Genomic DNA, 16,150 nt, shown 5'->3' with positions numbered 1-16,150 from the left:
CCGCCACGCGTCGCCCGAGTCGGGCGCCGTGCGGCCGATTCTACCCGCGTCGCGCGATCTTCAACATCCTGCCAGGGCGCCTGCCGTGCTGGGGTCGAGCAGTTGCCGGTCGCGATCAAATGCGCTATAGTCACGCCTCTTCGCGCGGGGGTATAGCTCAGCTGGGAGAGCGCTTGCATGGCATGCAAGAGGTCAGCGGTTCGATCCCGCTTACCTCCACCAAACGAATGACGGTTTACGTCCCCTTCGTCTAGAGGCCTAGGACATCACCCTTTCACGGTGAGTACAGGGGTTCGAATCCCCTAGGGGACGCCATCTCACGGCAGCGGTGTGACATCGACACATCGACGCCCGCCGGCGTCAGATTCGGCAAATCGCATCATGAAGCCGGCTGTCTTTCACGACATCCGGCTTCTTGCGTTTACGGACGGTCTTTCGCGAAGGGCGGCAAGATGGCGACGTGCGCCGCCGTGTGCGGCAGGCCGCGGCCGTTGCCCGGTGTCAGGGGATCAGCGGGCGTTGCCGGTACAATACCGGCTTTGCGCACGCCATGTCGACGCGCGCCGTGGTGAATTCCTCATGAGCAAACCTGCCCTCACTCTCAAGTTCAAGTGCACCCAGTGCGCCAAGCCGGTCACGTTGTATCTGCAGAAGACGACCGCGTGTTCGCACATCACGCCGTATCAGGGCTGGTGCAAGTGCGGTCAGTTGATGCGTCATGCCACGGGCGACAAGAGCGCAGTGGCGTCGTTCGTCGACTCGATGGACCCGCTATGGTCGCATCACCATCACCATTGAGCGCTGCGCCCCGCATTGTGCGTGCCGCCAGTGCGGCCCGAGCCGGCGGGGTGTGCCACCCATGACATCCGTGCTCACGCCGTGGCGTCCCGCGCCGAAGGACCCCATGCGCTTCATTGCGGCCTATCCGGCGGGCGTGCTGGCACAAGTGCGCGAACTGATCGACGCGGGCCAGCTGGCCGCGCATCTTGACCGGCGCTATCCCGAGCGCCACACCGTGCAGACGGACCGCGCGCTGTACGACTTCACGGCGCAAATCAAACAGGACTACTTGCGCAGCGCACCGCCCATCCACAAAGTCGCTTACGACGCCAGGATCGACGTCGTGCATCATGCGCTGGGGCTGCACACGGCGATTTCGCGGGTGCAGGGTGGAAAGCTCAAGGCCAAGAAGGAGATTCGGGTCGCCTCATTGTTCCGCGAAGCCCCGCCCGAGTTTCTGCGCATGATCGTCGTGCACGAACTCGCGCACCTCAAGGAAAGCGACCACAACAAGGCCTTCTATCGCCTGTGCGAGTTTATGGAGCCTCGGTACCGTCAACTCGAGTTCGATACACGGCTGTTTCTCGTTCGGCGCGAGATCGAGGCGGCCTCACCCGCTGACGATTGAGCATTGCGCGCGGGTCAAACGACAACGCCCGCCGGCATGACACCGGCGGGCGTTGATTTTGGCGATTGCCGTTGCTATAACGCGCGAGCGATCAGTACGGATACACCATATCGTTCGCGACGGCAGCCCGCTGGCCCTGCTGAACGCGCAGCGGCGGCGCTTGCGTGACCGTCGCGACGCGACCGTCGTCCAGGCGCACGGTAATGCGGTACAGCACGTTCGGCTGACCCATGCCGTTCTCGATGCGATTCCCGGCGATGGCGCCGATCACGGCACCCCCGATGGTGGTCGCAGTGCGCCCACGCCCGCCGCCCATCGTATTGCCGAGCAGGCCGCCCGCCGCGCCGCCGAGCACCGTCCCGAGGATGTTCGGGCTGTTATTGGCGCCGTTCACTTGCTCGATCGATTCGACGCGGCCATACAGTGCTCCCGGAATCTGCTGCTGTTGCGGCTGCTGATACCCCTGTTGGTAGCCCGGCTGCTGCTGATAGCCCTGTTGATACCCCGGTTGCTGATAGCCCTGCTGGTATCCCTGTTGCTGATACCCATACTGCGGGCCCGGTGCAACGCAACCGGCCAGCATGAGGGCGGCCAGTGCCGCGCTGATTCCCGTAAGTGTCTTGATGTTCATTTTGGTTCGTCCTCGTGAGCGTGAGGTAAATGCGCCATCACCGACGTTCGCGGTGACACTGCGCACCCTGTGGTGAGTCTATTGCGACCACGACGCGGAATGTAGGGTTCCGCAGACCTTTGTGCTGTAAGAAAAGGTAAGCGTTTGTAATGGCGTGGCGCGTACCGCGACGACGGTTTCAGGCGCATTGTCGCCCTTTCGGGGCGCCCATCGATTATCGTCTCGCCAGACGAGGCATGCGGGCATGTTCTGCACATGCGTCACGAAAAGTGGGAACTTACTAACGATTTACGATTTGAGCGCTGTTTGAGGTCGTTATCCAACAGGGGGGGCGGCCGCTCCTGACCGCCGAGGCGACGATGCCACGGGCCTGCCCGTGAGCGGGCGGGTGCCGACATTTTGAGGCGCGACCCGAAAAAAGCGCCTCGAATGAGGCGCTGTATCCCTGATTGCGCTGCCGTGATCGTCAGGTCAGCTCGGCCGCGACGGTGTGCGGCCCGCCAGCGCGGCGCCACCTCCCATGATGTAATTCTCCAACTGGTCGATGGTGAACTGCTGTTCAGTGATGATCGCCTTGACCAGGTCGCCGATGGAAAGCAGGCCCATCAGTTCGCCGTCTTTCATGACAGGCAGGTGACGAATGCGATGTTCTGTCATCAGCGACATGCATTCGTCGTTGGTCTGCTCGGGGCCGACGTAACGCACGGCTGAGGTCATGACGTCGCGCACCGGGGTATTGACTGAGGTGCGCCCCATGAGGGCGACTTTTCGCGCGTAATCGCGCTCGGTGAAGATGCCGACGATCGTGTGATCGTCTTCGCTGACCAGCACCGCCCCGATGCGTGCTTCGGCCATCAGGGTCAAGGCATCGAGTACCGAATCGGACGGGCGCACCTTGTACACCGTGTCGACCGATTTGGACTTCAGGATCTGAGCGACTGTTTTCATGGTCATCCTCCTGCGGGCTGCGGGTACTTACAGCATAGTTGAGGGCGGACCGCGCGTCATGTTCGCGTTGTCCCCGAGTGAATCCGCGCGCGGCAGACCCGCGCGGGCGCCACGACCGGCCACTTTTTGTGCATTGCGGAACCCAGCGGTGGCCGGGGCCCTCCAGATTGTTGCCCGAATGCCATTTTTTTCCCACGAGCAACGTAGAAAGGCGTATCCTAGCGGGATCGGCGAAAATTCGTCGATCATCGCCTGACGATCGCGAAAAGCTTTATCGGCGTCGCTGACAACCATGTCTTGCGAGCCGGATCACTCGCTGTGCCGATGGCGCAGACCCCACGGTCTTCGCCCTCCCGACACACACTGCTCGTCATTGTGGCACTGCCGCAATGTGCCTTGCTCCTTCGAACCATCGCCGCGTTTCGGTGCACCGCCATGCTGTCATGGCCAGTCCACCGGGTAGGCTCCTTTTGGCGTTCGATGTGCACCCGGTCACCGCCAGGGTGCGGCGACGGTATTGGCGAACGAACCTTCAGTAACATCGGTGCTGCGCTCTCGCGAGCGGTACCCTCAAGAGGACACGATATTGGCCAAGGAAGAACTGATCGAATTCAGCGGACACGTTTCGGATGTATTGCCGGACAATCGCTTTCGCGTCACGCTCGAAAACGGCGTGGTAGTGATGGCATATGCGAGCGGCCGTATGCAGAAGAACCGCATCCGCATTCTCGCGGGTGACCGCGTGACGCTGGAAATGTCGCCCTATGACCTGAGCAAGGGCCGCATCAACTATCGTCACAAGAATTAAGTCAGCGAAAACGTCTGGCTTTTGCGCGTCGCAAGGCATCGCCTCGACGCGCACGGAAGCGATGCGCGGCGACCCGACGGTCGGTCGCTGCCCATCACTTCGCATTTTCTGCCGAATTTCCCCTCGCGTTTCCCTTCACATTCCCCCTCGGATTTCCCCTCCCGAGTTGTTGCCCGGATAGTCCCCGTATTGCTCGCAGAACGTGCTGCCTGAGCGGCCGCCCGAGCGTCTGCCATTCGCACCCGCCCGACGTCAGCGAGGCATAGGCGAGGCATAGGCGAGGCATAGGCGAGGCCGGCGGTGCGCGGGTGTCGTGCCGTCAGAGTTGCTCGAAGCGGTCGAATCGGCGGCCCGTGTATTCCACTTCGCTTTCGAAAGCCGTCACGCGCGCGCCAGGCGGGCCGTGCCGCATCCATTCGAGCATTTTGTCGACTTGATCGGGCGTGCCTTGCACCAGCGCGAGAATGTCGCCCTCGGGCAGTGCCTGCACCCAACCGCGCACGCCAATCAGGTGCCCTTCGCGCACGGCCGCCTGCCGGTACCCCACGCCTTGAATCTTGCCGCGCAAACGCACGGCAACGGTTTCTAGCGTGGAACTGGGTGAGAGTGACTTCATGGCGGCGAGCAGCGGAAAAAGCAACGACAAGGATTCGAAAGACGAGCCTTCAGGGAAGCGGCGATTGTAGCGCCATCGTTTGACGCTTGCCCGCCCGGTTGTCCGTGCGCGCGCTCAGTCCTTGCCCGTGACCAGCCGCAGACGCGTGATCTCCGACGGGGCGCCGAAGCGCTTGGGTGGCCCCCAGTAGCCCGTCCCCCGACTGACGTAGATGGCCAGCCGGCCGAGCCGGTGCAGGCCATGCACGTAAGGCTGTTGCAGCGGCACGAAGTACATCCACGGCCAGAACTGCCCGCCGTGCGTGTGTCCCGAGAGTTGCAGGTCGAAGCCGGCTTCCTGCGCCGCCGGCGCGCTGCGTGGCTGATGCGCGAGCAACACACGCGGCACGCCTTCGGGGGCTCCGGCCACGGCCGCGAGCGGGTCGCTCGACTTTTCCGGGTCGAAATGGTGCGCGGTGAAGTCGGTCACGCCCGCCACAGTCAGCGACGCGCCTTCGTGAGCGAGCACCACGTGTTCGTTTTCGAGCACCGTCAGGCCGATGCGCCGCAATTCTTCGACCCAGGCCGGCGCACCCGAGTAGTACTCGTGGTTGCCGGTACACACGTAGGTGCCGTGGCGCGAGGCAAGCTGCGCGAGCGGTGCGATATGCTCGCGCAAGGCGGGCACCCCACCGTCGACCAGGTCGCCGGTAATGGCGATGAGGTCGGGCGAGAGGTCGTTGGCCGCCTCGACGATGGCCTCGATATAGCTGCGGCGAATCGTGGAACTCACATGAATATCGCTTAACTGCACGATCGTGAATCCATGGAGTTCGGGTGGCAGGTTGGCGATGGGTACGTCCACGTCGACCACGCGCGCGAGGCGTCGTGCATTGTAGAAGCCCAGCAACGTGGCGATGGCGGTGAGCATCAGCACGATCACCGCCGAGCGGACGACGAGTTGCGCGTCGAGTGCCGAGATGAGCATCGCCACGCCGAGCACGACGTCGCGCAGCACCGTGAGCACGAACAGTGTCGAGAAGATGCCGATGGCCGTCATGCCGGTCCAGGTCAGCAGCGTTGCGAGCGGCTCCCGTTGGATCGCGCGGCTCATCAGGCCGAGCGGAATGAGCGCGACCGAGGCGGCGAGCCACAGTCCGCCCACCACCTTCCAGCCGACGGCGACCGGTAACGGCGTTAGCAAACGCCAGCCAATGTAAGCATGCAACAGCGCGATGAGCGCGAGCATCAACCAGCGCGGACGCGCGGGCAATGTGCGCCGTGGCGATTTACCGTGCGCCTGGGCGGCGTCTGGCGAGGGTCGGGATGCGGTTGAAGCGTGTGGGGTTTGCGACATGGCGTTGACTGTTCGAAATTCGGGGGCGGACGAGCTCACTATCGGGGCGCGCGTCGCAATCGCAAGGGCGGCAGACGAATTACGCAGGCGGTGCCGGGTATTTCTGCGCGTTCATGACGAGCTTGTCTGCCACGGCGCGGTTCAGGTCGACACCAAGGACCGACGACAATCGCACGAGATACATGGCGATATCGGCCAGTTCCTGCTCGACGTGTCGGGCTTCGGTCGTCTGCATGACGGCCCGGGCTTCGGCGTCGGTCTGCCACTGGAAGATTTCGACCAGTTCTGCCACTTCGACGGACAACGCCATCGCGAGGTTCTTGGGCGTGTGGTACTGCTGCCAGTGTCGCGCATCGGCGAACGCCTGCAGAGCCGTTTCCAGTCCGGCCGTCTCGATGAGACGCGCGTGGGGGGCGTCGACGTTACCTTGTGCAGAAGCTTCGTTCAGAGCAGCGGTCATGGGGTGCGAAGTTCGGAGAAGGTCCAGAGGCGACCCACCGGCAGCCGGCGGGCCGACGGCGGACTGGGCAAACGCGACAAAAAGCCGTGCGAACGGAGTATGGTAGCGCGTTGGCGCTGGATGCGCCGTGCACCATCCTCGTTCCTGTCCCTCCCGAGCTCGTCACCCTTGGACCGTTTTACGCCCGACCCCGCGCCATCCGACGCAAAGCCCGAGCCGGTCTCCTGCCGCGTCACGCTCGTGCCGTCGGGCTGGCACTTCGACGCCCCGGCCGATACGCCGATTCTGCTCGCGGCGCAATCCGCCGGCATCAAGCTGCCGAGCCTGTGCCGCAACGGCACCTGCCGCGCCTGTCTCTGCCGGGCCCAGACCGGCGGCGAGCCCGCCCCGGTGGCTTACCGCATCGCGTGGCCCGGGCTGTCGCGCGAGGAGAAAACCGACGGATGGCTGCTGCCGTGCTGCGCCTATGCCCGTGCTGACCTCGTCATCGACGCGCCCGACGCCACGCTTTGTTAAACTTGGCGCTATCTGACGCTCGCCCCCGAGCCGACATAACCGATTCAGGATCAGGAAAGCCGAATGGCACAGTACGTATTCAGCATGAACCGCGTGGGCAAGATCGTGCCGCCCAAGCGTCACATTCTCAAGGACATCTCCCTGTCGTTCTTCCCAGGCGCCAAGATCGGCGTGCTGGGCCTGAACGGTTCGGGCAAATCGACCCTGCTCAGGATCATGGCCGGCGTCGACAAGGAGATCGAGGGCGAAGCGGTCCCGATGCCGAACCTGAACATCGGTTATCTGCCGCAGGAGCCGCAACTCGATCCGGAGCAGACCGTGCGTGAAGCCGTTGAAGGCGGCATGGGCGAAGTCTTCGAGGCCCGCACGAAGCTCGACGAAATCTACGCCGCCTACGCCGAACCGGACGCCGACTTCGACGCGCTCGCCGCCGAGCAGGCCAAGTACGAAGCGATTCTCGCCGCGAGCGACGGCAACAACATCGAACAAACGCTGGAAGTGGCCGCCGACGCGCTGCGTCTGCCGCCGTGGGACGCCAGGATCGGCGTGCTCTCCGGCGGCGAGAAGCGCCGCGTGGCATTGGCACGTCTGCTGCTCTCGAAGCCCGACATGCTGCTGCTCGACGAACCGACCAACCACCTGGACGCCGAATCGGTCGATTGGCTCGAACAATTCCTCACGCGCTTCCCGGGCACTGTGGTGGCCGTCACCCACGATCGCTACTTCCTCGACAATGCCGCCGAGTGGATTCTCGAACTCGACCGCGGGCAAGGCATTCCCTGGAAGGGCAACTACAGCTCCTGGCTCGACCAGAAGGAGCAGCGCCTGAAGCAGGAAGAGGCAACCGAGTCGGCGCGTCAGAAGGCGCTGCACAAGGAACTGGAGTGGGTACGTCAAAACCCGAAGGGCCGTCAGGCGAAGTCGAAGGCGCGTCTCGCCCGGTTCGACGAACTGAATAGCCAGGAATACCAGAAGCGCAACGAAACCCAGGAAATCTTCATCCCGGTGGGTGAGCGTCTGGGCAACGAAGTCGTCGAGTTCAAGCACGTGTCGAAGGCGTTCGGCGACCGTCTGCTGATCGACGACCTGAGCTTTAACGTGCCGCCGGGCGCTATCGTCGGCATCATCGGCCCGAACGGCGCCGGTAAATCGACCTTCTTCAAGATGCTGACGGGCCGCGAGCAGCCGGACAGCGGCGAGATCAAGATCGGGCCGACGGTCAAGATGGCCTATGTCGACCAGAGCCGCGACGCGCTCGATGGCAGCAAGACCGTGTTCGAAGAGATCGCGGGCGGTGCCGACATGCTGACGGTGGGCAAGTATCAAACGCCGTCGCGCGCCTACATCGGGCGCTTCAACTTCAAGGGCTCTGACCAGCAGAAGCAGGTCGGGTCGCTCTCGGGCGGTGAGCGCGGGCGCCTGCACATGGCCAAGACGCTGATTTCCGGCGGCAACGTATTGCTGCTCGATGAACCGTCGAACGATCTGGACGTCGAAACCCTGCGCGCACTCGAGGACGCCCTGCTCGAGTTCGCCGGGTGCGTGATGGTCATCTCGCACGACCGCTGGTTCCTCGATCGTATCGCCACGCATATTTTGGCCTTCGAAGGCGACTCGCACGTCGAGTTCTTCCCGGGCAACTATCAGGAATACGAGGCGGACAAGAAGAAGCGCCTTGGCGAGGAGGGCGCAAAACCGACGCGAATCCGCTACAAGCCGATCGCGCGGTAAGGCACGAGAGGGCGCCGCAAGGCGCCTTTTCTGTTTGAACGACGGTTCGGCCGAGCGCATGACAAGTGCGTGGCAGTAGGCCGGCTGTCATTACCCGTGTTCGACGTGCCATGCCGGCGCCCGGTGCGCCGCATGACCCGCCATTTTGACGAATCAGGAGTGTGCAAATGAGCCAGTCAGTGAATCAGTTGAATGGGAAAGTCGCCGTGGTGACCGGTGCCGCCAGCGGCATCGGCCGCGAAATTGCGCTCACGCTCGCGCGTGCCGGTGCGGCCGTGGCCATTGCCGATCTGAACCAGCAGGGCGCGGACGCCGTGGCGCAAGAAATCGAGGCCGCCGGTGGCCGCGCCATTGGCGTGGCGATGGACGTGACCAGCGAAGAGGCGGTGAACAGCGGCATCGACAAGGTGGCGGCGACCTTCGGGTCGGTCGACATCCTGATCTCGAACGCGGGCATTCAGATCGTCAATCCCATCGAGAACTATTCGTTCGCCGATTGGAAGAAGATGCAGGCGATTCACGTGGACGGTGCCTTTCTCACGACCAAGGCGGCGCTCAAGCATATGTACAAGGACGACCGCGGCGGCATCGTCATTTACATGGGCTCGGTGCATTCGCACGAGGCGTCGCCGTTGAAGTCGGCCTACGTGGCGGCCAAGCACGCGTTGTTGGGGCTCGCGCGCGTGCTCGCGAAGGAAGGCGCGAAGCACAACGTGCGCTCGCACGTCATCTGCCCTGGCTTCGTGCGCACGCCGCTCGTCGACAAGCAGATTCCGGAGCAGGCCAAGGAATTGGGGATTTCGGAAGACGAGGTCATCAAGAAGGTCATGCTCGGCGGTACGGTCGATGGCGTATTCACCACGGTCGACGACGTTGCGCAAACCGCGCTCTTCCTCGCCACATTCCCGACGGCCGCATTCACCGGCCAGTCGTTCGTGGTGAGCCACGGCTGGTTCATGCAGTAACGCGCGGACGGTGCGGGGGGCGCCGGCCGCGTCATGCGCCGGCGCCGTCCCGTTCGGTCGCGCCTCGATTCAGCCTCAGAAAGCTTCAGGAGAACGGTCATGACGGCCAACCCGCCGAAAGTCCCCAAACGTGCCATCGACCTCCCGCCTTACGAGACGGTCGCGCTCGTCTTGCAGGGCGGTGGTGCGCTCGGGGCCTATCAGGCAGGCGTATACGCCGGTCTGTTCGAGGCCGGCATCGCGCCGAACTGGATTGCCGGCATTTCCATCGGGGCGCTCAATACCGCGATCATCGCGGGCAATCCCCCCGAGCGTCGTGTGGCACAGCTCGAAGCGTTCTGGCGCACGATCTGCGAGCCCGCTGTTTTCCCGCCGTTGCCGGCACCGCTGGAGGCGGCCATCCTCAATGGCCCCGAGACGGGACGCATCGCCTACAGCGCATGGCAGGCATGGCGCGCCGTCGCCGAAGGCCAGAAGGGCTTCTTCACGCCACGCTGGCCGCAGCCGTTGCCCGCGGCGATGGGCGACCCGGCGCACGCAAGCTACTACGACACCTCGGCGCTGCGCGGCACGCTGGAGCGTTTCGTCGACTTCGACCGAATCAATGCATGCGAGACGCGCGTGTCCGTGGGCGCCGTCAATGTGCAAACGGGCAATTTCGTCTACTTCGACAACACGCGTGAAAAGCTGCGCGCGGAGCATTTCATGGCATCGGGGGCCTTGCCGCCGGGGTTTCCCGCCGTGGAGATCGACGGACAGTATTTCTGGGACGGCGGCCTTGTGTCGAATACGCCGCTCTCGGAAGTGCTCGGCACGTCGCCGCGCCGCGACACGCTCGCGTTCCAGGTGGATCTGTGGAGTGCGCGCGGGCCACTGCCTGACAATCTGAACGATGTCGCGGGCCGCCAGAAGGACATCCAGTTTTCGAGCCGTACGCGCTTGGTGACCGACAACCTGCAGCGCGCCCAGCACTATCGTCGCGTGTTGCGCGAAGTGCTCGAGCGTGTGCCGGCCGACGTTCGCGCGCACGACCCGTGGTGTCACGCGGCGCAGGAGATCGCCTGCAGCAAGCGCTATAACGTCATCCAGCTCATCTATCGCAACAAGGAAAACGAGGGGCACTACAAGGACTATCAGTTCGGGCTCGCGACCATGCTCGATCACTGGGCAAGCGGACTCGACGACGTGCGCCGCACGCTCACGCATGCCGACTGGCTGTCCATGCCCGACGACACCTCGGGCTTCGTCACGCACGACATCCATCGTCACGAAGTCGTCTGACCCGTCGTTAACGGGCCTCATCCCGTTCGAACTACCCCTGTGGCGTGCCCCCCGACACGCCACAGGGCCCCGCGACCGGCTCGTGCGAATCGCCGGCACTTCGTTGAACCGATCCGCTCACACCGCCGACTGCGCAAGCGCCGTCGCCATCCGCTGCTTGAGCGGTTGCAGATCGAGCAGCATGGCCGTGCGCGCGGTGCCGTCTGCGGCGGGCAGCTCGACGGCTTCGCGCATGTCGTTGCGCATTTCGTGCGTGGCGCGTCCGAGCAGCATGGCGGGCACCGGCAGCTTGTCCGCCTCGTCGAGCGTGACGATGTTCTCGATGGCGTCGACGAGCAGCCCGAGCTTGTCCTTTCCATGTTCGATGACGAGAATCTTGCGCGCCTGCGCATCGTCCGGGGGCGGCATGCCATACAGCGTGCGCAGATCGACGATGGCGACCAGTTCGCGTCGCAAATTGAGCATGCCGCGTACAAAGGGCGGTGCGCCCGGCGCGGGCATGATGTCCGCCGAGTCGTGAATGATCTCGCGCAACTGATCGAGACGCACGGCCAGCATGTGTTGCAGACGGAACGACACATACGCGTGGCGTGTGCCGCGTGACGACCTGGCCCCGGTGCCGCGCCATGCCGAATCGCCTGGCGTCGCGCGCTGTGCGCTGTCCGTCTCCCGGTATAGCTCGCGATGGCCGCGCGTGAGCTCGAGCACCTGCGAATGCGTGAAGAGTTCGTCGGCGTTGAGCAGCACGATGTCGTCGGCTTGCTCGCGCGCGATGCAGCCCGAGAAGAGCTGCGCGTGCGAGGCGCTGAAGGACGGCATGGCGAGCAACTCGTCGGCGAAGTACGTCACGATGCTGTCAACGGCGTCCACCAGCAGACCGAAATGCACGTCTTCCTGCTTGACGATCAGAATCCGTCGCGGGTCCGACGCCGTGCCCGCGATTTCGGGCTCGGGGCGGCAAGGGTGCAGGCCGAGGAAGTGAGCGAAGTCGATGACCGGCACGACGGTGCCGCGCAGATTGAGCATGCCGACGCAAAACACGCTGGCGAGCGCCGAATTCTGCAAGTCGGGAATACGGATGATTTCGCGAATCGCACTCATCGGCAGCGCCAGGCGCGATTGCTCGACCGTGAACGACACGCATTGCAGGCGCTGACGCTGCTGGCGGCGCTGTGGCGCGCTCAGCGCCTGACGCGCGAGCAATTGCGGCATGTTCTCGATGCGCACGAGGGCACGCGGCGCGAGAATCTGCAGGATGCGGTCGCCGTCGTCGAGCTTGATGGCGCCGCAGACGACCTGCGGCGCCGTGTGCGACGGGGCGTATTCGAACCCGGTGCGCTGCGATGCGCGCACGCGCAGAATCTCGCTCGTGGTGTCGAACAGCAATCCCACCCGTACGCCCTCGACGTCGACAATCGCGATCTTCTCGCTCGCGGGTGCTGGCCTGTCCGGCGCGTCGGCGACCATTGCCAGCAGCGGCTTGAGATCGACGATGGGAATGAGCGTGCCGCGCAGGTTGAACAGGCCAAGCAGAAAGGGCGGCGAAAGCGGCACGGGCGTGACGCGCGCCGGGTAGTTCACCACCTCTTGCAATGCCGCGATGGGCAGCGCGAATTCCACGTCGCCCAGATGAAACGAGCCGAAGACTTCGACGTCGTCCGGCGTTGAAGCGCGCGGCAGCACCGTGGTGTCGGCGACGGCGTCGCGCTGCGGGAGCGGAAATTCTGGTGTCGGTGCATTCATGATGGGGGTCCCGGGCGTCAGAGAGCGGGCGAGGTCGGTGCCGCCGCCGCCCCATGGGTACCGATCGTGCGCACATGAAAAGTGTGGTGCGCGCAGTGGATCGTCAGTTGCCGACCGATTTCGCCGCCGACCTCGACGTGCACGATCGGAATGCCGGTCTCGGCCATCAGGGACTGTGCCATCGCGGCGTTCGCCACGCCGATCAGCCCGTGCCGGGCGGGCGGCTGGTGCGGCATCATGTTGCCGCCGCCCGCGATCACCGCCTCGATTTCGCTGCGGCGTGCGCGGTCCGCCCGCATCAGCGCGAGGAGCGACGGCACGGCTTGCGTGACGTACTTCGCCCCGATAGCGAAGGTAGGGTTCGGCGCCTCGGGCAACAGGCAGTGCGCGAGGCCGTAGAGTCCGCGCGCGCGCCACATCAGACCGATACCCACGCACGAGCCGAGGGTAGCGCGCAGCACGTCTTCGCCGCGCCCGATGCGCACCTCGCCCATCAACACCTGGATGTCATGCGACGGCCCCATTCGATGCCCCCTGGTTCCGGTAAATGAGCGGTTGCTCAAACTGGTAGCCGGTCGAGAGCCGCGTCAGCGACTCCGATTCCCCGACAATCAACACGCCATCGGGGGTCAGCGTGTGGCGTACGTTCTCGAGAACGCGTTCCTGATCGGCGGATTCGAAATAGATCAGTACATTGCGCAGCATGACGAGATCGAACGCGTCGCGACGTGGCATGCGCTGGTACAGGTTGTGCTCGGCGAACGTGATGTGCGCTCGCAGTTCGGGGGCGACGGTGAAGCCGCCGGCGCCCGGGCGGAAGTACTTTGCGAGCATGGCCGGACGCTGCTGCTTGAGCCCGTCGATGCTGCGCCCGCTGAAGTTGCCGGCCATGGCCACCGCCAGCACCTGGCTCGAAATATCGGTGGCGTGAATCTGGTACTGAAAGCCGCTGTGCCGCGCGCGGAATTCCTCGCAGAGCATCGCGGCAGAGTAGGACTCCTCGCCGGAAGACGCAGCTGCGGACCACATCCGGAACATCCGGCCGGGATTCGCGGCATGCCAGCGCGGCAGGTAGTGTTGCGCGAAATAATCCCAGACGCGCGGCGTGCGAAAAAACGTGGTCTCGTTCGTCGTGACCAGGTTCACGAAGTTGCGCACTTCGTCGGGCGTGTTCTCGAGCAGCGCCAGATAGTCGCGGTAGCTGCACAGCGAGAGCGTGCGCAGACGCGGGCGAAGGCGGCCCTGCAACATCGTCCACTTCTTCTCGTTCATCGAGATGCCGGTGTGCCGGTGGACAGCGCGCAGAAGCGCCTGCTGGGTACCGGGATCGGCGTCGGCTTCGATTTCCATATCGGCCCCTCGTGGCGGACGTGTGATCCGGCGCGGTACGAACGACCGCAACCGGGAGATCCCGGCGAACCGCCCGGGCCGATGCCCGTGGTGTTCGCCGGATGGGGCTTACACCTTGAATCGCGACACGGTCTGGTCGAGGTCTTGCGCACCGTGGTTGAGTCCGGTGGTCGCCTGCGCGATGGTCTCGCAGGCGCCCGCGGATTTTTCCGTCTCTTCCGCCACGTGCTGAATGGCAAGGCTCACTTCGCGAGCGGCAACGAGTTGCTCTTCCGCCGCGCAAGAGATTTCGGAGATCGCCTGCGTGGTACGCGATACGCCGCCGACGATCTTCTCGAACGCCTCACCTGCCTGTCGCGACACGTCGCTACCCTGCGCCACGCGCTTGGTCGACTCGTTGATCAGCTTGGAGATTTCCTTGGTCGCCTGCGACGAGCGCTCGGCGAGCTTGCGCACTTCGTCGGCCACGACCGAGAAGCCGAGGCCGTGTTCGCCGGCGCGAGCCGCCTCGATGGCCGCATTGAACGCGAGCAGATTGGTTTGCCCGGCGATCTCGCCGATCACTTTCACGATCTCGCTGATGTCTTCCGACGACTTGTTGATCAGCTCCATGGCTTCGACCGACCGCGCGATCGCACGGGCGCCGGTTTCGGCTTCCTGTTGCGTTGCCTTGGCGAGCTGGTCGGCACCCTTGGTGTTGTCCGCAATCGAGTTGATCGATGCCGTCAGCTCCTCGATCGACGCGTTCATTTCCTCTACCGTAGCACCGAGCGCTTGTGCGCCGGTGGCGACGGTATTGGCACGGTCGGCGATATCGCGCGAGGCGCCCGAGAACTCGCCCGCCGATTTGACCACCTTGCCGATCACCCCGCGCAAGTCGTCCATCATGTGGCGAATGCCGTCGGCCAACTGGTCGATGGGGTCGTTGCCCGCCACGGCGATCTCGCCCGTGAGGTCGCCCGCCGCCGCGCGATTGACCGTGTCGAGCAGCAGCGCCACCTTGCGCTGGTCGTCTTCGGCGCGGCGCTTCACGCTCGCTTCCAGTTCGACCTGCTGGGTGATATCGGTGGCGAACTTCACAACCTTGTAGGGGCGGCCGCTCGCGTCGAGGATCGGGTTGTAAGTCGCCTGGATCCAGACTTCCCGCCCGCCGCGCCCGATGCGCTTGTAGCGGCCCGCGTCGAACTCGCCACGATTGAGCTTCCCCCAGAAATCGCGATAGGTCGGCGACGCGGCGTAGTCCGCCTCGCAGAACATGCGATGGTGTTTGCCGCGAATCTCGTCGAGCGAGTAGCCGAGCGTGTTCAGAAAGTTGTCGTTGGCGGCGATGACCGTGCCGTCGAGGTTGAATTCGATGACGGCCTGGGCGAGGTCCATGGCGCGCACCTTACCTTCGAATTCGGCCTGGCGTGCGCGATCCGCCGTGATGTCCGTGGCGAACTTGATGACCTTGTACGCGGTGCCATGGGCGTCGAACACCGGGTTGTACGACGCGCGGATCCACACCTCGCGGCCGCCTTTGCCGATGCGCTTGTATTCGCCGGCGTCGAGCTCGCCGCGGCCCAGCTTGGCCCAGAAGTCGCGGTACGCACCGGACGCCACGTAGTCGGACTCGCAGAAGATGCGGTGATGCTGCCCCCGTATTTCGTCGAGTTGGTATCCGACGGTCTGCAGGAAATTCTCGTTGGCGTGCAGGATCTGACCCTGCAAATCGAACTCAATGACGGCCTGCACGCGATTGAGCGCCGCGCTGACGGCCTGTAGTTCCTGTTGTTCCATCTGTAAATCAGGCGTGGCGATTTCCATGACGTTCTCCCTTGATACGCTTGCCCCGGCGCGTGTCGTGCGGCCGTCACGAAAGGGATGCTGCGCTAACGCTGCGTTGGCGTGCAGTCCTCTATAGACGCGATTACGACAGGGAAGGCGGCAACTTGAGATCGGGCCTACCCGCATGGCGTTTGTTGCCGCGAACGGTGAATTCCGTCGAAAGCCGCGCCAAATAAGACGCTCACGATAAAGCAACCGTGTGAGAAGTCGACGCGCTTATGTCGTCGATACATTTCAAACGCTCAAATGAAGTGGAATTCGGAGGAGGCTTGCACAGTGGGCGATGCAGGCAAGGCGCGCGACCCGGTGTTGGGCTTCCGGAGGCATGCAGGGCGGAGGATCGGGAAAAAGCCCTCCTCCCGCGTCTGAAACGGGAGGAGGGGTAGACGCAAAGTCGCTCTCTTCGGGGCATTTGAAAGAGCGACCTTCAATCTTCACGCAAGCCTCGTGCCAGATGCGCCGACACTGGAAACCCGCGTCGCTATTGATGCGTTGGGGGGGCGCAGTGGGGCGATGTTACGGTGTCCGGTC

The 16,150-nt window shown here is 64.1% G+C and carries 16 protein-coding genes and 2 tRNA genes; 9 read left to right on the top strand and 9 right to left on the bottom strand.

Annotation, left to right across the window (positions count from 1 at the left end; genetic code table 11):
• Positions 1–146 precede the first annotated feature (146 nt).
• The 4 genes from OYT13_RS22585 (at position 147) to OYT13_RS22570 (ending at position 1,408) form a co-directional block, all read left to right on the top strand.
• Positions 147–222: transfer RNA gene (locus OYT13_RS22585), tRNA-Ala, on the top strand.
• Between the two features lie 17 nt (positions 223–239).
• Positions 240–315: transfer RNA gene (locus OYT13_RS22580), tRNA-Glu, on the top strand.
• 264 nt (positions 316–579) lie between these two features.
• Complete coding sequence (locus tag OYT13_RS22575; protein WP_017234634.1) at positions 580–798, top strand: hypothetical protein; 219 nt, start codon at positions 580–582, stop codon at positions 796–798.
• A 106-nt stretch (positions 799–904) separates the two neighbouring features.
• Positions 905–1,408, top strand: a complete 504-nt coding sequence (locus OYT13_RS22570; RefSeq protein WP_026132079.1) for a M48 metallopeptidase family protein — start codon at positions 905–907, stop codon at positions 1,406–1,408.
• Positions 1,409–1,499: 91 nt separating this feature from the next.
• Here the strand turns inward: OYT13_RS22570 and OYT13_RS22565 are convergent, their stop codons facing one another.
• Together OYT13_RS22565 and OYT13_RS22560 are read right to left on the bottom strand one after the other, a co-directional pair.
• The gene (locus OYT13_RS22565; protein WP_017234636.1) at positions 1,500–2,039 is read right to left on the bottom strand and encodes a glycine zipper 2TM domain-containing protein; all 540 of its coding nucleotides are present in this window, start codon (positions 2,037–2,039) and stop codon (positions 1,500–1,502) included.
• Positions 2,040–2,510: 471 nt separating this feature from the next.
• On the bottom strand, positions 2,511–2,987 hold the full coding sequence (locus OYT13_RS22560; RefSeq protein ID WP_017234637.1) for a CBS domain-containing protein: 477 nt from the start codon (positions 2,985–2,987) through the stop codon (positions 2,511–2,513).
• A 586-nt stretch (positions 2,988–3,573) separates the two neighbouring features.
• Here OYT13_RS22560 and infA point away from each other — a divergent pair.
• Entirely contained in the window at positions 3,574–3,795 is a 222-nt protein-coding gene (gene infA / locus OYT13_RS22555; protein WP_017234638.1) for a translation initiation factor IF-1, read from the top strand.
• Positions 3,796–4,114: 319 nt separating this feature from the next.
• On the opposite strand, the gene OYT13_RS22550 is transcribed toward infA, so the two are convergent.
• The 3 genes from OYT13_RS22550 to OYT13_RS22540 all read right to left on the bottom strand — a co-directional run bounded on the left by OYT13_RS22550 (position 4,115) and on the right by OYT13_RS22540 (position 6,206).
• Entirely contained in the window at positions 4,115–4,411 is a 297-nt protein-coding gene (locus tag OYT13_RS22550) for an acylphosphatase (RefSeq protein WP_026132080.1), read from the bottom strand.
• Positions 4,412–4,525: 114 nt separating this feature from the next.
• Entirely contained in the window at positions 4,526–5,638 is a 1,113-nt protein-coding gene (locus OYT13_RS22545) for a metallophosphoesterase (protein WP_017234640.1), read from the bottom strand.
• A 187-nt stretch (positions 5,639–5,825) separates the two neighbouring features.
• Positions 5,826–6,206 (bottom strand): nucleotide pyrophosphohydrolase, encoded by a 381-nt coding sequence (locus tag OYT13_RS22540; RefSeq protein WP_017234641.1) that lies wholly within the window; start codon positions 6,204–6,206, stop codon positions 5,826–5,828.
• A gap of 168 nt (positions 6,207–6,374) precedes the next feature.
• Between OYT13_RS22540 and OYT13_RS22535 the strand changes: the two genes are divergently transcribed.
• From OYT13_RS22535 to OYT13_RS22520, 4 genes are all read left to right on the top strand, one after another.
• On the top strand, positions 6,375–6,722 hold the full coding sequence (locus OYT13_RS22535; protein WP_017234642.1) for a 2Fe-2S iron-sulfur cluster-binding protein: 348 nt from the start codon (positions 6,375–6,377) through the stop codon (positions 6,720–6,722).
• A 63-nt stretch (positions 6,723–6,785) separates the two neighbouring features.
• Positions 6,786–8,453 (top strand): energy-dependent translational throttle protein EttA, encoded by a 1,668-nt coding sequence (gene ettA, locus OYT13_RS22530; RefSeq protein ID WP_017234643.1) that lies wholly within the window; start codon positions 6,786–6,788, stop codon positions 8,451–8,453.
• 167 nt (positions 8,454–8,620) lie between these two features.
• Complete coding sequence (locus OYT13_RS22525; protein ID WP_130027320.1) at positions 8,621–9,418, top strand: 3-hydroxybutyrate dehydrogenase; 798 nt, start codon at positions 8,621–8,623, stop codon at positions 9,416–9,418.
• Positions 9,419–9,517: 99 nt separating this feature from the next.
• A complete protein-coding gene (locus OYT13_RS22520; protein WP_017234645.1) occupies positions 9,518–10,699 on the top strand; it encodes a DUF3734 domain-containing protein in 1,182 nt (393 codons plus the stop codon).
• 117 nt (positions 10,700–10,816) lie between these two features.
• Here OYT13_RS22520 and OYT13_RS22515 read toward each other — a convergent pair whose 3' ends face one another.
• The 4 genes from OYT13_RS22515 to OYT13_RS22500 all read right to left on the bottom strand — a co-directional run bounded on the left by OYT13_RS22515 (position 10,817) and on the right by OYT13_RS22500 (position 15,598).
• On the bottom strand, positions 10,817–12,442 hold the full coding sequence (locus OYT13_RS22515) for a chemotaxis protein CheW (RefSeq protein ID WP_017234646.1): 1,626 nt from the start codon (positions 12,440–12,442) through the stop codon (positions 10,817–10,819).
• Between the two features lie 17 nt (positions 12,443–12,459).
• The gene (locus tag OYT13_RS22510; RefSeq protein WP_017234647.1) at positions 12,460–12,966 is read right to left on the bottom strand and encodes a chemotaxis protein CheD; all 507 of its coding nucleotides are present in this window, start codon (positions 12,964–12,966) and stop codon (positions 12,460–12,462) included.
• Positions 12,950–13,792, bottom strand: a complete 843-nt coding sequence (locus tag OYT13_RS22505; RefSeq protein ID WP_017234648.1) for a CheR family methyltransferase — start codon at positions 13,790–13,792, stop codon at positions 12,950–12,952. The genes OYT13_RS22510 and OYT13_RS22505 overlap by 17 nt, the downstream gene beginning before the upstream one ends.
• A 108-nt stretch (positions 13,793–13,900) precedes the next feature.
• Positions 13,901–15,598: a methyl-accepting chemotaxis protein gene (locus OYT13_RS22500; RefSeq protein ID WP_017234649.1), complete on the bottom strand. Its 1,698-nt coding sequence runs from the start codon at positions 15,596–15,598 to the stop codon at positions 13,901–13,903.
• Positions 15,599–16,150: the final 552 nt, after the last annotated feature.

Origin of the sequence: Pandoraea sp. XJJ-1 (assembly GCF_026802345.1) — a bacterium.
Taxonomy (GTDB): domain Bacteria; phylum Pseudomonadota; class Gammaproteobacteria; order Burkholderiales; family Burkholderiaceae; genus Pandoraea; species Pandoraea cepalis.
The sequence above is the reverse complement of the archived record's forward strand: the minus strand, read 5'-3'. Positions and strand labels throughout refer to the sequence as shown.

Coding starts and splice junctions, on each gene's coding strand:
- OYT13_RS22545 (WP_017234640.1), bottom strand. CDS start 5,638: ATGCTCGCGCTCATCGCGCTGTTGCATGCTTACATTGGCTGGCGTTTG.
- OYT13_RS22500 (WP_017234649.1), bottom strand. CDS start 15,598: ATGGAAATCGCCACGCCTGATTTACAGATGGAACAACAGGAACTACAG.
- OYT13_RS22515 (WP_017234646.1), bottom strand. CDS start 12,442: ATGAATGCACCGACACCAGAATTTCCGCTCCCGCAGCGCGACGCCGTC.
- OYT13_RS22525 (WP_130027320.1), top strand. CDS start 8,621: ATGAGCCAGTCAGTGAATCAGTTGAATGGGAAAGTCGCCGTGGTGACC.
- ettA (WP_017234643.1), top strand. CDS start 6,786: ATGGCACAGTACGTATTCAGCATGAACCGCGTGGGCAAGATCGTGCCG.
- OYT13_RS22510 (WP_017234647.1), bottom strand. CDS start 12,966: ATGGGGCCGTCGCATGACATCCAGGTGTTGATGGGCGAGGTGCGCATC.
- OYT13_RS22560 (WP_017234637.1), bottom strand. CDS start 2,987: ATGAAAACAGTCGCTCAGATCCTGAAGTCCAAATCGGTCGACACGGTG.
- OYT13_RS22520 (WP_017234645.1), top strand. CDS start 9,518: ATGACGGCCAACCCGCCGAAAGTCCCCAAACGTGCCATCGACCTCCCG.
- OYT13_RS22540 (WP_017234641.1), bottom strand. CDS start 6,206: ATGACCGCTGCTCTGAACGAAGCTTCTGCACAAGGTAACGTCGACGCC.
- OYT13_RS22565 (WP_017234636.1), bottom strand. CDS start 2,039: ATGAACATCAAGACACTTACGGGAATCAGCGCGGCACTGGCCGCCCTC.
- OYT13_RS22550 (WP_026132080.1), bottom strand. CDS start 4,411: ATGAAGTCACTCTCACCCAGTTCCACGCTAGAAACCGTTGCCGTGCGT.
- OYT13_RS22505 (WP_017234648.1), bottom strand. CDS start 13,792: ATGGAAATCGAAGCCGACGCCGATCCCGGTACCCAGCAGGCGCTTCTG.
- OYT13_RS22575 (WP_017234634.1), top strand. CDS start 580: ATGAGCAAACCTGCCCTCACTCTCAAGTTCAAGTGCACCCAGTGCGCC.
- OYT13_RS22570 (WP_026132079.1), top strand. CDS start 905: ATGCGCTTCATTGCGGCCTATCCGGCGGGCGTGCTGGCACAAGTGCGC.